Consider the following 15,206-nt stretch of genomic DNA (forward strand, 5'->3'; position numbering starts at 1 on the left):
ATGTGTACCTCCGACCGCCAGCTACCTCAAATGTTGATCTTCGCCCCGTCATGACCCTTCGAAAGTACGATCCGGTGGGCGCACAGCCTCCACACCCACACCTGGGCGGCCACGAGGAACGGGGTGATCACCAGTATGGCCGGCACGAGCCACCCGAGTGTGCCCGCGTCGGCTACGGTCTCGGTCAGGGCGAGGTTCGATCCGGCGACGACGGTCAGAGCCGCCATCACTGCCGACGTGACGGCGAAGGTCCGCTGCTCCCCCGATGCGCCGAACCACTGCAACGAGCGCCGTCGCAACTCACCAGCGCTTCGAAGCGCCACGAACGCCAGTCCGTGTAATGCGAAGACGGTCATCACGGCGACCACCGCGACCACCACAACGGGCTCGGTCACGACGCGGTCGGTGACGCCCGCCAGAAGCCCAGCGAAGATCCATCCCCAGCTGCCGGCCACGATCCAGCTACCCGCACTGATCACCGCATCGCACCCGGCCCGCCAAGCGCGAGCTCCGCGGCCGTCCCCATCTACCCGCCCCCGGAACCACACCCCGATGTCCCGGCTCACCCAGCCCGCCAGCAAGGCGACGAACAACGGGAACAGTCCGCTCAGCAGATCACCTTCGAGCACCGGGAACAACCCGATCAGCACACCGGCAGTCGCGATCAGCCACACCTCGTTGGTGAGAAAGAACGGCACGATGGTCGCCACCACGAGCCGCCTCTCTCCACGGTCTCGGCCGAGGATCGGGATCAGCATGCCAGCCCCGATGTCGGCCCCGCCGAGCACGAAGTAGCCGATCGCGTAGAAAACCAGGATGACGATGGCCAGCGTTTCCATCTGATCTCACTTCCCCACGAAGGTCAGGACGGCATCCGACGGCTCTGGCGCTGTTCCGTCCGTTGCCGGCGAACCGAGCGTCACGGCGCCGGGTCCGCGCCGGGCGTGCCGAGCCATCAGCCAGATGGTCACGAACACCAGAACCCCGAACAGCGTGGTGAAGGTGAGCAGGGATACCCGCATCGCGCCGTCTGAGATGTCAGAGACGGCGTCCTCGACAGTCAGCATCTCGTAGATCACCCACGGCTGGCGGCCGACTTCCCGGAAGATCCAGCCGGAGATCATCGCGATGAACGGCAACGGGAGCGATGCCATCAGGACGACGTGCCAGGCCCTGGCCCGCACGATCACCTTCTTCGACATCGCCAGCAGCGCACCGAGAATCACCAGCCAGAACATCGCGGCGAAGGCCACCAGCATCAGTGTTCCCCCCGCCCGGGCCAGGCCTGGCGGTTCATAGGTGCCGGCGCCGAACTGGTCGATCATCGCTGCCTGGATGGCGTCGATCTCCTCGTTGTCGGCGGCGAACACCGCCAGCTTCATCGGCTGGATGTCCTCGAGTTTGGAGAACTGGATGCCGCCGGAAGCGACGGTGAGGAACAACGCCGGCACTGAGGCGAACACCCCGATCCGCAGCGAACGCCCGAAGAACTCTCGCTCGTCGGTACGACGCCGCAAGTGGTAGGCGCTGACCCCGGCCAGGAAGAAACCACTGGTCAGTAGCGCACCACCGAGGATGTGCCAGAACGCACCGATCGCGCTCGGGTTGGTGAGCATCGCCGTGAGGTCGGTGAGCCGCATGCTGCCATCGCCGTCGATCTCGGCGCCGACCGGGTTCTGCATGAAGCCGTTGGCGACCAGGATCCAGTAGGCCGACGCGTAGGCGGTCAGGGTGACGACCCAGATCACGCCCAGGTGCAGCCACCGGCTCATCCGGCCCCAGCCGAAGATCCACAGCCCGAGGAACGTCGATTCGATGAAGAAGGCGACCAAGGTCTCCATCGCCAGGGCCGCGCCGAAGACATTCCCCGCGAAATGGGTCAGACCGCTCCAGCTCATGCCGAACTGCAGCTCCATCACCAGCCCGGTGACGATGCCCATCGCATAGTTGATCACGTAGAGCTGTCCCCAGAACCGCACCATCCGGGTGTGCACCGGGCTGTTCGTGATCGTCGCCCGCAGCTGCAAGCAGGCCACGGTCGTCGCGAGCCCGAGGGTCAGCGCCACGAAGAGGAAATGAGCGCCCGCGGTCAGCGCGAATTGCAGCCGCGCGAGCTCTAGAGTCTCGGGGGTCATGCGACGACAGAGGTGCGGCCGCGGTGCTCAGCGGTCTCTGGCCGCTCCACCGGTATCGTCGGCAGCAGGCGGTCCAGCCAGCGCGGCAGCCACCAGGCTTTAGCCCCGAGCAGCCGCATCACCGCGGGAACGACGAGGCAGCGCACCACTATGGCGTCGAGGAACACAGCCACCGCCAACCCGAGGCCGAACTGTTGCAACATGCGGTCCGGGCTGAGCATGAACGCGCCGAACACCACGATCATGATCGCCGCCGCGGCCGTGATCACGCCCCCCGTCCGGGCCAGTCCTTCTCGCATGGCCAGCTCAGCGTCGCCGCTGCGACGCCATACCTCGTGCATCCGCGAGACCAGGAACACCTCGTAGTCCATGGACAGGCCGAACACGATGGCGAAGATCATGACCGGTACAAAGGCCTCCACCGGCCCGGCCGGCACTCCGAACATGCCTTCACCGAATACGAGAGTCACCACACCCAGCGCAGCACTGATGACCAGCAGGTTCAGCAGGGCGGCTTTCAGCGGGATCAGTACGGATCGGAACACAGCCATGAGCAGCAACGACGACATACCCACGACCACGACCAGGAACAACGGCAGCCGATCACTGACCGCTTCGGAGAAGTCATCCGCCGCGGCCGTGGATCCTCCGACGCGGTATTCGCCTCCGGTCTGCTCGGCCAGCTCCGGCAGGACGTCGGCGCGTAGATCGGAGACGAGGTCGCTCGTCGCCTCATCCTGCGGCGCGCTGTCCGGGAACACCATCGCGGTGGCCAGGCCGGTGTCCGGGATTGGTTGCGGCGGCGCGGCGCTGGCCACACCCGGCGTCGCCGCGAGCGTCTCGTGTACGACGCCGGTGTGCTGCTCCGGCACACCGTCCAAGAGGACGAACAGCGGCCCGTTGACGCCGGGGCCGAACCCCTCGGCCAGCAGGTCGTAGGCTTGGCGGCTGGTCGTCGCCTCAGGATCGTTGCCGGCGTCGGCAAAGCCCAGCCGCATGCCGAACATCGGGATGGACAGCGCGGCCAACAGCACCACTGCGATCGCCACCGGCGGCCACGGCCGGCCCGCCACACCGTCGGCCAGCCGTCGCCAACGGTCCCCCTCGTCACGTTTGGTGCGCTCGGCGTGCCGGATCACCCGGCGCTCGATCCGGCGCCCGAACAGGGTCAGCAAGGACGGCAGCAGCGTCAGGGACGCCACCATGGTCACCAGGACCGTCAACGCGACCGCCAGGGCAACGCCCTGCAGCGATCCGAGCCCGAGCGCGAACAGGCCGAGCAGCGCGAATACGACCGTCACACCGGCGAAGATGACGGCGCGGCCCGCCGTGTCGAGCGCCTTGCGGGCAGCTTGCTGCCGGTCTGCCCCGGCGAGCAGTTCACTGCGGTAGCGAGCGAAGATCAGCAATGCGTAGTCGATACCGACGCCGAGGCCGACGAGCATCATGAGCGGCGGGGTGTAGCTGGCGATCGTCGTGACATTCGACATCAGCATGATCACCCCGAGGGTGCTGCCGACGGCGAAGATCGCGGTGATCACCGGCAGTGTCGCCGCTAGGAACGAGCCGAACATGAAGATGAGGATCACCAGCGCGGCCAGGATCCCGGCCCCTTCGGCCGCGCCGCCTTCGGCCTCCTCGGCGCCACGCACGGCATCGCCCCCGAGCTCGATCCGAAGCCCGTCACCACCGGCGGCGCGCGCCGTGTCGATGATGTCCTCGACAGCGTCTTGTGGAACGTCCGTGGCGCCGGCGTCGAGGGTCACTGTGGCGTAGCCGATGGTGCCGTCGTCGGAGACAGCGTGTTCTGCCTCATATGGACTGGTCACGGATGCGACGTGCGGCATCGTGGACACGTCGTCGAGCATGGTGGTGACCCGCTCGCGCGTCGCGGCGTCGTCGAGACTGCCGGAGTCCTGGGCGACGATCTGGATCGATGTCCCGGCCTGCGCTGGAGCATGCTCCTCCAGCGTGTCCATCAGCTCTTGCGACTCCGTGCCCGGCAGAGTGTGGTCGTCGTAGTAGTCGTCACCCACTGTCTGCGCCACAGCGGTGATGCCGACCAGCACCAGGATCCAAAGCGCCAGGGCCAGCCAGCGGTGTCGCTGCGACCATCCAGCGAGCCGCTGCATGCGGCTCAGCTCAGCCGGACTGTACGGCGTGGTCGTTGCCACGATCATCAACCTCCGAAGAACACGTCGGGTGTGCCGGGCACACCACTAGGACGTTGTCCAGCATCGGTTGAAAGTGCTGGTCACCGCGTCGGCCTGGGGGTGACACCTGCGATACACCCCAGGTTGCGGGCACCCCCACCGCTGTACCCCACAAGTTGTGCCGGCCACCCGGGCCAGTGCACCCGGATCACCGCTGCACGCGAAAGAACTCGGCTGACCCGCCAGAGCGCCCGGGAGATGGAGTCTCTCCATGGCGTGGTGGGCATCAGCGAGGGAGGCCGATGGCGAAGCCTCTCCCCCGACCGAGTCTGCTGGGCGAGGAGAGACTCCATCTCCCGGGCGCTCGGACCAGTGCCCCAGCCGAGTCCCCTAGTCCAGCCAACCGGGAGTGATCAGGCCCGACTCATATGCTTGGACCACCAGCTGCGCCCGGTCCCGAGCGGCCAACTTCGTCATGATGCGGCTGACGTGTGTCTTGGCGGTGGCCGGGCTGAGCACGAGCTGCTCAGCGATCTCGTCGTTGGACAACCCGGCGGCCACGAGCACCATGACCTCCCGCTCGCGATCGGTGAGCGCGTTGAGTTGTGGGCTAGGTTCGGGCTGCGGGGAGCGCCCGGCGATCTCGGAGATGAGCCGTCGGGTCACCGAGGGAGCTATGAGCGCGTCTCCTCGCGCGACAACTCGAACGGCATGGATCAGTTCCAGGGGTTCGGTGTCCTTGACCAGGAAGCCGCTGGCACCGGCGCGAAGCGCGGCGTACACGTACTCGTCGAGGTCGAAGGTGGTCAGGATGACGACCTTCACCTCCGTGAGATCGCCAGCCGCGGTGATCTCCTTGGTTGCCTCCAGCCCGTCCTTCTCCGGCATCCGGATATCCATGAGAACCACGTCCGGACGTAGCTCATGGACCTTCTGGAGCGCCTCGACCCCGTTGGATGCCTCGCCGACCACCGCGATGTCGTCTTCGCCGTCGAGGATCGAGCCGAAGCCGGCGCGGACGAGGCGCTGGTCGTCGGCCAGCACCACCCGGATCATTCTTGCCCCCTGAGCGGGAGCCAAGCCTGCACGACGAACCCGCCTTCGGGTCCTGGCCCCGCTTCGAGCCGACCGCCGACGGATGCGGCCCGTTCTTTCATCCCGATGACGCCGCTTCCGCCCGGGCGTTCCGGGTCACCGCCACGGCCGTCGTCGATGATGTTGAGCTGCACGTCGTCTCCATATCGGATCCGGACGGTGACCGCGCTGGCTCCGGAATGCCGGGTCACGTTCGTCAAGGCTTCCTGCACAATCCGATAGCCTGCCAGATCCACGGCGGGCGGGAGTGATTCCGGGGGCTCACCTTCGATATCGGTATCAGTCTCGAAGCCGGCCGACTCGAGCCTCGAGATCAACTCAGGCACGTGCGCCAAGCTCGGAGCCGGGGCTGTCGGGACGGCCTCGTCGACCTGTCGTAGCACGCCGAGGGTAGTCCGAAGCTCCTGCAACGCTTCGTGGCTGCTCTGCTTGATGGTGGTCAAAGCCTCCACGGCCTGGTCGGGATCGCGCGGCATCCGGTGCAGGGCAGCGCTCGCCTGTACGTTGATCAACGAGATGGTGTGCCCGAGCACGTCGTGAAGTTCGCGGGCGATCCGCAGCCTCTCCTCGGTGGTGCGCCGGCGCAGTTCCTCTTCGCGGTTCGCCTCCGACTGCCGCGTGCGTTCGTCGACCTCGCGGAGATAGGCACGCCGGCTGTGGACCGCACCACCGACCGCCATCACGGTGATCAGCCACCCGGCGAAAAAAACGACGCCCAGGTCACCGAGGTTCTCCTGATCCGTGCTGTATTCGCCGTAGAACGACGCGACGACGGCCACCGCACCGATCAGGATTCCCGACGCCAGCCGCCCGGTGGCCATCAATGTGTAGATGGCGATCGCGAACGTGAGCACAACAGGCCCGTCGGGATCAGGCATGATGAGGTACGTCGTACTACACACCAGCGTGATGACGGTCACCGTCAACGGTGCCGCGCGCCGGAAGTAGACGGCACCACATGCGATGACGAGGATGGCCCAGCCGGCCGCTGAAACGTCACCGAGCTGGTTCGTCACAACCGGTGCGCCCAGTACAACCACGGTGACGGCGATGGTCAGCAACGCGTCCATCGGCCGCTGCCGCCTCGGCCATGCTCGAATACGCCCGGTTTCGATCACGATGCGACAGCATACGCGGTGACGGTCGCTCCAGCACGATGTCAAGATCAAGGTCATGTCCGACACCCCTAGACACAGTGGGACAAACACCACTTAGATGTGCGAGTGCCGCCGCTCGAGTTCGCCGCCCTCCTCCGGCAGCATCGGTCCACCGCCGGGCTGTCACAGGAAGAGCTAGCGCAACGGGCAGGCTTGAGTGGAGATGCTGTCGCTGCCCTCGAACGGGGCCGACGACGCGCTCCGCGTCCCCTGACCGTCAGGCTGCTCGCCGATGCGTTGCGCCTGGAAGGCGAGGCCAGAGCCGCCTTCGTGGAGGCCGCGTGGCAACCGGCGCCCGCCGATCGGCCGACACCGCGGCCGACACCGCTGACGCCGGACGAGTTCATCGGGCGGGCCGCTGATCTCGCCGAGTCGATCCGGCTGCTCAACGAGACCGCTACCCGCGTTCTCACGTTGACCGGACCCGGCGGCGTGGGCAAAACCAGAATGGCAACCGAGGTGGCCGCGGCGATGAGAGCCTCGTTCCCCGACGGTGTGCACTGGGTCTCGCTGAGCCCGTCTTCGAACGAACCGGCCGTGACCGCCGCCATCGCCGCCGCCTTGGGGCTGAACATCCCCCGCGACAGTGGGCGCCTCGACCTGCTGGCTGAGCATATCGGCGCTCGCCGGATGATGGTCGTGCTCGACAATTGCGAACACGTGGTCGACGTCGCCGCGACGCTCTGTGTCACCCTGCTCCGGCGCTGTCCGGCGCTGTCGATCCTCGCGACGAGCCGGGAGCTGCTTCGAGTGCCGGGCGAGGTCATACAACCGGTTCCGCCACTGGCGCGACCACACGCCGCCCGCCTGTTCATCACCCGGGCCGGCAGTCACGGTGTGGACCCGCCGGAGGAGAACCTCGCCCACATCGATGCCATCTGCGAGCGCCTCGACGGACTTCCCCTCGCGATCGAATTGGCCGCCGCCCGGGTCAGAATCCTCACCATCGAGCAGATCGCCGACGAGCTCAGCGCATCCACCCGCATCCTCAGCTCCGGCGTCCGCACCGCGCCGCACCGGCACCAGAGCCTGCACGCGGCGATTGAGTGGAGTCATGACCTGCTCGATGCAGAGGAACAGCGGTTTTTCGCCGTCCTGTCCGTCTTCTCGGGCGGCTGGACGATGCCGGCGGCCCACGCAGTATGGTCCAGCGTCCGTCCCGGCGCGTCGTGGGCGCACGCCGTCGACCTCAGCGCGCGCCTGGCCGACAAATCACTCATCATCGTCACCCGTGACGAGGCCACTGCCCGGTACGGCATGTTCGATGTGATCCACGAGTACGCGGCCGACTGCCTCACGGAGAACGGCCTGCGCAGTCCGGCCGAGCTGGCCCACCTCTCGTACTACGCCCAGCTCGCCGTCGATGCCGAGCCCGAGCTGAACGAACCGGATCGCTGGATACGCCTTCGCGAGCTGGATGCCGAGTTCGGCAACATGCGCGCCGCCATGCGCCGCGCGCTCTCCCACCAGCAGCACGAACAGGCGCTGCGGCTGGCCGGGGCGCTGTACCCCTTCGCCTATCTGCGCGGGTACTACAGCACCGGACGCGCGTGGCTGGAGACCGCGCTTGCCGCGGCACGCGCGCAGCCCCAGTCGCCGGAACCGGCAATGCTGGCCAAAGCGATGTGTGGCTCCGGCTATCTGGCTTTTCTCCAATGCGAGTACGACGTCGCCGTTGCCCGTCTGGAGGCCGCGGTCGAGTTGTACCGCCAGCATAGCGACCAGCAAGGCACCGCCGTGAGCCTGCGCTACCTCGGTAGTGTCGCACGCGAGCGCGGCGCGTATGAACAAGCCGAAGACCTGCACCGGCAGAGTCTCGCCATTTACGCCGAGCACAGTGACGACACCGGCTCGGCCTGGGCCCGGCACCATCTCGCGTTCGTCTCGTGGCTCCAGGAAAAATGGACGGCGGCACGCGAATACTCCACGGTGGCTCTCGAACACTTCGAGCGGGTCTCGGACACCGAGGGCATCGTCGGGTCGCTGGTCAACCTCGGCGCGGTAGCGCTCTACACCGGCGACCTCGACACGGCCGAGACCCGCCTGCGACGCGCCCTGAATCAGGCCTGCGAACACGGCTTCCATGAAGGTGTCGCCTGGGCACAGAATCAACTTGGCCTTGTCGCATGGAGCCGTGGACAGCTGGACACCGCGGCGGAACTGCTCGACGCGAGCCTGGCCGAGCACCGCGAGCTGGGTGACAGGTGGCGCGCGGCCAGCGTGCTCGAAGCGCTCGCCGCCGTCGCCCACGCACACGGCCAGACATGGCGCGCGGCGTTTCTGCTCGGCGCCGCGTCCGCCGTGCGCAACCAGATCGGTGCACCGGTGCCGGTGTGCGAACAGCCAGCACACGAGCACACGACCCAGGCGGCTCGAGACGCTCTGGGGGAAGACCAGTTCAGCGCGGCCTGGGCCAGCGGCCAGAACACGCCGCTTCACCAGATTTAGCCCGGCGACTGTCATCCGGCTGGATGAGGAATGTTCCACCGGGTCGGTCGCGCCCATGCCCCCCGGACGGGCGTGACCGACCCGGATCAGGTGCTGGATTCAACCGCCAACGGGGTGGGAACATCCCGCGACAGCGCTTTCGCAGCGCCATTCCCCCCGGTTCCCTAAGGGTGATCGATCTTGGACCGGCATCCCAGCGACAGCACCCTGACAATCCCCTGACAAGGGCGTCCAGGGCACGGGGCGACCCCGGTTGCGCAGCCGGGATGCGAGTGCGGTGTCGGTCACCAGCCGGGCCGCCGGCCCGCGCAGAGGCAACTGGTCCGTGGCCTATCCATGGGCGCCCTCAAGTAGGCCCATGCCCGTCACCCCGTCAGCTGACACATCTACACTTGATGACGACTATGAGCGGAGCAGATGCGGCTACAAAACAACGCGAACCGGAGTCGCTGAGTGCGCTGCTCGGTGGCCGAAGCGGCACAGTCGATGCCACTGCACCGCCGGCCGCGTTCGTCATCGCCTGGCTTGCCGGTGGCGAGTCCATCGTCACTGGTGTGGCCGCCGCCGTAGTCGTCGCCCTGCTCGTCGCCGGATGGCGGCTGCGGCGCGGCGCACGCCCCAGAGCCGCCCTCGTGGGTTTGCTGGGTGTGTGCGTCGCCGCGCTCGTCGTCCTGTACACCGGGCGTGCCGCCGACTTCTTCCTGGTCCAGCTGGCCAGCAATGCTGCCAGCGCGCTCGCCTGGCTGGTCAGCATCACGGTGCGGTGGCCCCTGCTCGGCGTCGTCGTGGGTGCGGTTCTCGGTCAGAAGACCCGTTGGCGCCGCGATCCGGACCTGCTCCGCGCATACAACCGGGGCAGTGTCGTGTGGATCTTCCAGTACGTCATCCGGGTGGCGGTGTTCGCGCCGCTGTGGCTGACCGATCAGGTCGTCGCGTTGGGGGTCGCCCGGATCGCGCTGACCTGGCCGCTGATCGCCGCCTGCATCGCGGTGTCCTGGTGGGTGATCCAGCGGTCGCTGCCGCCCGCCCACCCCGGCCTCCGCCACCCCACCGAATGATCATGTTTGGTGGGTTTTCTCGCGCCTCACCATGCCTACAGTCCTGGTGACGCGCGAGAGGTCCTGGTGAGGTCAGTCTGCCGTGTCGCGATCGGCTCCCAGGCGCTCGAGCAGCCCACGCAGTTCCTCAGCGATACCCGGCGCTGCCGCCATGACCAGTTCCGCACCGGCCTCGACCCCGTGCAGGCCGCTGACGACGGCGCCGGCCTCGGCCGCCACCAGCGCTCCAGCAGCCAGATCCCACGGTTGCAGGCCACGCTCGTAGTAGGCATCGAGCCGTCCCGATGCCACGGCACACAGATCCAGCGCGGCCGCACCGGCGCGCCGGATGTCGCGCACCGCCGGGACCAAGTCGGCCAGGATGGCGGCTTGCCGGGCACGGCGCCGGGCGTCGTACCCGAATCCGGTTCCTACCAGCGCCAGCGACAGGTCCGCGCAAGCGGTGACCCCAATCGGCTCGCCGTCGAGCAACGCACCCCCGCCACGTATGGCGGTCCAGGTCTCGCCACTCGCCGGATTGTGCACCACGCCGGCCTCGACGACGCCGTCGACCTGCGCCGCGATCGACACCGCGTACTGCGGAATCCCGTACAGATAATTCACCGTGCCGTCGATCGGATCGACGACCCACACGACGCCGGACTTACCGTCGACGTGGCCGCCCTCCTCGCCGTGAACCGCATCGCCCGGCCGGACCGAAAGGATCCGATCACGGATCAATTGCTCGGCAGCGGTGTCGGACTCGGTCACCACATCGGTCGGCGTCGACTTGGTGGCCGCGACGGCCATTCGGTCCACCGCTTGCCGGCGCTCACGAGCTAAGGCGCCCGCTTCCCGGGCAGCACTGGCCGCCAACTCGACCAGTTTCTTCGCATCAACCGTCACGCAATTCTCCTCACCAGATGACCCTTGCCAGGTTTTCTCGCGCATCAACAGGACGGTAGGCATGGTGAGGCGCGAGAAAACCCACCAAACATGATCATTTAGGTGCGGACGGGTGGGCGGGGGCATCCCAGCCACCCAGCGCAGGTTTCGCCGCGCGCAGGTTCCGGCAGCAGTCGACGGCGCATACGTCGGCGTCAGGGCCAGGTGGGCCGACGCTGGCCCGGTCAACAGCCTCGCCGCGCTCCACGGCCGCGCGTTCGAGCAGCAGGTCGATCACGGCGGCGACGAAGTCCGGGTGAGTGCCGACGGTCGCCGCGCGGGCAGCTTCGATCCCGAACTTCTTCGCCGTGTCCAAAGCCTCGGTATCGAGGTCGTACACCACTTCCATGTGATCGGACAGGAAGCCGATCGGCGCCATCACCACGGCGCGCGTGCCCTGAGCGGCCAGTGCTTCGAGGTGGTCGTTGACGTCCGGCTCCAGCCATGGCACGTGCGGCGGTCCGCTGCGCGAACAGTAGACGAGATCGTACTCATACTGGGCGCCGGTGCGCGCGGAAACCTGAGCCGTCACCGCCTGCGCGACCGCCTCATGCTGTTCGATGTAAGCGTTGCCGTTCGCGCCCGACGTCTCGGCCATGGCCACCGGGATGGAGTGTGTGACGAACACCAGGCGAGCTTGCTCGGCAGCGTCCCTGGACAGTTCCCCCAACGCGCCGACCACACTGTCCGTGTTAGCCGAGACGAACCCCGGATGGTCGAAACTATGCCGGAGACGGTCGATTCGCGGCGCCGCCGGCCCGACCTCGGCTACCGACTCGGCCAGGTTCTCGCGGTACTGCCGGCAACCGGAGTAAGACGCGTACGCACTGGTGATGAAGGCCGCGACCCGGCCCATGCCGTCGGCGGCCATCCGTTTGACCTCGTCGGTGAGGTACGGATGCCAGTTGCGGTTGCCCCAATACACCGGGATCGACAGCCCGGCTTCGGCGAGCTCATGTTGGAGATTGGCGACGAAAGCGCGGTTCTGGTCGTTGATGGGGCTCTTGCCACCGAAGGCGCGGTAGTGCTCACCGACCTCTTCGAGCCGCTCACGTGGCACGTCCTTGCCGCGGGTGACGTTCCCGAGAAACGGGATGACGTCTTCTTGGCCTTCGGGCCCCCCGAACGACACCACCAAGAGCGCGTCGTAAGGCGCGAGGCGGGTTTCCGCGGCATCAGCATCCAAGCTACTCACAATAAGATCCTCCCAAATTGCCGCTCAAGTGCCGGACACAGGGTCCGACTAAGAGGTCGCCCGCGATTGTTATTGTCACAATCGAGACGTTGATACTTCTCAGCTCGAATGGATTCGCGTGCGCCGTTCCCACACCTTGACGACCGCCACGGTCTTCCTTCTCGCGCTCACCGGCTGCGGCGGAACCGACACCGACGAGCCCGCGGCTGACAGCCAGTGTGAACTCGGCCCGACGGAGCTGACGGTCACTGATGCCGGCCGAGAACCACACAAGGTCATGCGGTTCTCGCCGACGGCCGGAGACACCGTCGAGACGGACATCGAGATGTCAGTCGTCACCGATATCAGCGTCGACGGCGACAGCGCCCCCACCCAGACCGGCCCACTGATGGTGATGGGGATCGTGTTCACCGTCGAGAACGTCGCTGAGGACGCTATCGAGTTGTCGTTCGTCTATGACCATGCCAGCGCCGACAGCGACGAGCCGGCACTGCTCGACATGCTGGACAGCCTCACCGGAATCTCGGGAACGCTGAGCACAGACCACAGCGGTGCCTTTCTGGACGGCAACATCTCGACCGACGGGCTGGGCCCGGAGGCGGAGTCGTTGGTCGAGCAGACCGAGCAGCAGCTGGCCGACCTGACCGTGGCGCTCCCGGCGGAGCCGGTCGGGCCAGGCGGCCTTTGGGAAGTGACAAGTTCGTTCGAATCAGGCGGCGTGGCCTACTGCAATCAGGCGACGTACACACTGGCCGAGTTCGACGGTGAACGCTACGACCTCGATATCGAAACTACGCAGACGGTTCAGCCGACCACCATCGAGGAACACGGCGTCACTATCGAGATTCTCCGCGGCTCAGGCAACAGTTCGGGCCGCAGTAGCGGCAGCCTCGACAGCCCGATCGCGGCGTCCGGATCGAGTACCACCACCACCCGCACCGAAATGCGGATCGAGCGGAATGGTTCGACCCAGTTCCAGGACGTCGAGGTCAGACTCGAGCTGGACATTCACCAGCGCTGAACGCGTTCACGCCCGGCGGACACTAAACTGCAGGACGTGACGTTGCGTCCTGCACGACGATGCCTCCAACACTCGGTTTGCAGGACATTGCGTTGCGTCCTGCAGATCTGCCGGTGTGACGCTGCGCAGGGAAGCTAGTTGGAGACCTGGCTTCCATCCGGCGTGGCGGCTTGGTACAAAGAGCCGCACAAGCGACGATGGAGCCAGTAATGTCGGGAGGTAGACGATGCGCGAGCTTCGCGTGACCGCGGTCAGCGAGGATGGCGCCTACTTGATCCTCTCCGATGGCCACGAGCAGTTCGCACTGCGTGCCGACGAGCGCGTGCACGCTGCGATCCGAGGCGACCGAGCGAGGTTGGGACAGTTGGATATTCAGCTCGAAAGCCAACTGCGTCCGCGGGATATCCAGGCCCGGATCCGGGCCGGCGAGTCGGTTGAGTCCGTCGCCGCGGCCGCAACTATGCCGCTGGAGAAAGTCCGGCGGTTCGCCGGACCTGTGCTGGCCGAACGCGAGCACATCGCTCAGCGTGCCCGTCAGGCCAACCTCCGCCGGATCACCGGCGAAGGCCCGGTACGCACTCTCGAAGGCGCCGCGGCCGACCACGCGGCGGCGGTGGGCGCCCAGCCCGAAGCGCTCACCTGGGACGCATGGCGAGCCGACGACGGCCGCTGGAGAGTGCGCTGCTCCTGGCCAGCCGAGGGCGAAGAGACCCCTGATGACGACCCAGAATTCTCGGCGGTCTTCACCTTCGACCCCTCTGGGAGGTCGGTCGCGCCCCTGGATGTGAACGCGCGTGTCGTCGCCGGCGAGCCGCGACCCGAGCCCGAGCCTGAACCTGCCCCGGAGCCCGTATCCGCCGGCCCCGCTCGACTTTCCGTCGTCCACCCGCCTGCCAACGAGGTCGATGACGACGACGAGTCCCTGCACGACGACCCGTTCGATGTCGAGGCCGAGCCCGCTCAGGCCCCGATCACCGCCCTGGTACGCAACGACGCCGACCCGGCTGACCTCGATGACCCCGAGGATCACGAACACACCACGCCGATCGAGCCGGTTCGCCGACCGCGTCGCACGGGCCGTTACGGCCGCCCCGAGCGGCGCCGTCGCGAGCTGTCCGAACCGTGGGCCGAAGAGCAAGAGCCTGAGGAGCCGGCCGAAGATGTGGCCAGTACCGACCGGCTGCGCCTCAGCGACATCGCCACTCGTATCGAAGTCGAAGAGCCGGACGAACCCGAATCGCCGGAGGAGCTCGCCCCCACCGCTCAGGAGCCTCCGCCTCCCACTCCTCCCCCGCGCAGCACGTCTTCACGCTCGCGCCGGCCGAGTGTGCCCAGCTGGGACGAGATCATGTTCGGGCGCCGCAAGAACGACTAAAACTCGCACGGATAAGAACCCGCGGGTTCTAAGGGCGTCGGGCCGGCACGGTCCGACGCCCTTGTCCGTTCTGGCCGCTGGTCCCGCAGGCCGAATCACCGAACGCGCGGCGCCAGACAGGATAGCCAAACGCCTCATTTCCGTGGGTGTAGGACGCATCGGAAAAAAGTTCTGAAAAAACTTCCGCCGAACATGTATCAGGCGGCCACCGGCGTGCTCTGTATAAGTGGGCGTCGTTGACCACCTTGCGGCGCCCAGCGCGGTCCGGGTACCCCGGTCGCGTCATGCTGATGAGGGAGGAGCGGAGATGGTGGCACGCCCTGAGCACCAACCCGTCGTCGTCTCCGCTCCATCGGGCCATGACGCGAATACCACTCTGGATCGTGAGCGGGCCCAGGACAGGGCCCGCGCCGTCGGGATCCTGACGATCAAACGGCGCCGACGCGGAAGGTATCGCGTCGTCCGGAGGGGGTAGAGCGCCGGGGGGCTTTGCTCGCAGGATTGTTCAACAACGGGGGTGACGGGCGCGTGGGTATAGCACGAACTTTCGTGCACGGGGGCACGCGCCCGTCGCCGACGGCATTCGTTCCCCAGGGGCTGGCCGTGGATAATGTCGCCCAGCAGCATTCCGGGACAGGCCCGGGG

At 67.0% G+C, this 15,206-nt stretch carries 11 protein-coding genes; 4 read left to right on the forward strand and 7 right to left on the reverse strand.

Annotation, left to right across the window (positions count from 1 at the left end):
* Window positions 1-26: 26 nt before the first annotated feature.
* From F7O44_RS04340 to F7O44_RS31615, 5 genes are all read right to left on the reverse strand, one after another.
* On the reverse strand, window positions 27-839 hold the full coding sequence (locus F7O44_RS04340; protein WP_162448902.1) for a cytochrome d ubiquinol oxidase subunit II: 813 nt from the start codon (window positions 837-839) through the stop codon (window positions 27-29).
* Between the two features lie 6 nt (window positions 840-845).
* Entirely contained in the window at window positions 846-2,135 is a 1,290-nt protein-coding gene (locus F7O44_RS04345; RefSeq protein WP_162448903.1) for a cytochrome ubiquinol oxidase subunit I, read from the reverse strand.
* The gene (locus tag F7O44_RS04350; protein ID WP_174255874.1) at window positions 2,132-4,315 is read right to left on the reverse strand and encodes an MMPL family transporter; all 2,184 of its coding nucleotides are present in this window, start codon (window positions 4,313-4,315) and stop codon (window positions 2,132-2,134) included. Before F7O44_RS04350 ends, F7O44_RS04345 begins: the two co-directional genes overlap by 4 nt.
* Before the next feature lie 363 nt (window positions 4,316-4,678).
* Entirely contained in the window at window positions 4,679-5,344 is a 666-nt protein-coding gene (locus F7O44_RS04355) for a response regulator (RefSeq protein WP_162448904.1), read from the reverse strand.
* Complete coding sequence (locus tag F7O44_RS31615) at window positions 5,341-6,501, reverse strand: histidine kinase (RefSeq protein WP_162448905.1); 1,161 nt, start codon at window positions 6,499-6,501, stop codon at window positions 5,341-5,343. The genes F7O44_RS04355 and F7O44_RS31615 overlap by 4 nt, the downstream gene beginning before the upstream one ends.
* Before the next feature lie 105 nt (window positions 6,502-6,606).
* Between F7O44_RS31615 and F7O44_RS31620 the strand changes: the two genes are divergently transcribed.
* Complete coding sequence (locus F7O44_RS31620) at window positions 6,607-8,988, forward strand: tetratricopeptide repeat protein (protein ID WP_162448906.1); 2,382 nt, start codon at window positions 6,607-6,609, stop codon at window positions 8,986-8,988.
* Between the two features lie 404 nt (window positions 8,989-9,392).
* A complete protein-coding gene (locus tag F7O44_RS04370; protein ID WP_162448907.1) occupies window positions 9,393-10,046 on the forward strand; it encodes a DUF3159 domain-containing protein in 654 nt (217 codons plus the stop codon).
* A 72-nt stretch (window positions 10,047-10,118) separates the two neighbouring features.
* Here F7O44_RS04370 and F7O44_RS04375 read toward each other — a convergent pair whose 3' ends face one another.
* Together F7O44_RS04375 and F7O44_RS04380 are read right to left on the reverse strand one after the other, a co-directional pair.
* On the reverse strand, window positions 10,119-10,931 hold the full coding sequence (locus F7O44_RS04375) for an inositol monophosphatase family protein (protein WP_162448908.1): 813 nt from the start codon (window positions 10,929-10,931) through the stop codon (window positions 10,119-10,121).
* Window positions 10,932-11,025: 94 nt separating this feature from the next.
* Window positions 11,026-12,165: a ferrochelatase gene (locus F7O44_RS04380; RefSeq protein WP_222851044.1), complete on the reverse strand. Its 1,140-nt coding sequence runs from the start codon at window positions 12,163-12,165 to the stop codon at window positions 11,026-11,028.
* A gap of 118 nt (window positions 12,166-12,283) precedes the next feature.
* On the opposite strand from F7O44_RS04380, the gene F7O44_RS31625 reads away from it, so the two are divergent.
* Complete coding sequence (locus tag F7O44_RS31625; protein WP_162448909.1) at window positions 12,284-13,186, forward strand: DUF6263 family protein; 903 nt, start codon at window positions 12,284-12,286, stop codon at window positions 13,184-13,186.
* Between the two features lie 226 nt (window positions 13,187-13,412).
* Window positions 13,413-14,561: a septation protein SepH gene (gene sepH / locus F7O44_RS04390; protein WP_162448910.1), complete on the forward strand. Its 1,149-nt coding sequence runs from the start codon at window positions 13,413-13,415 to the stop codon at window positions 14,559-14,561.
* The last annotated feature ends 645 nt before the right edge of the window (window positions 14,562-15,206 follow it).

This window comes from Phytoactinopolyspora mesophila (assembly GCF_010122465.1).
Taxonomy (GTDB): Bacteria; Actinomycetota; Actinomycetes; order Jiangellales; family Jiangellaceae; genus Phytoactinopolyspora; species Phytoactinopolyspora mesophila.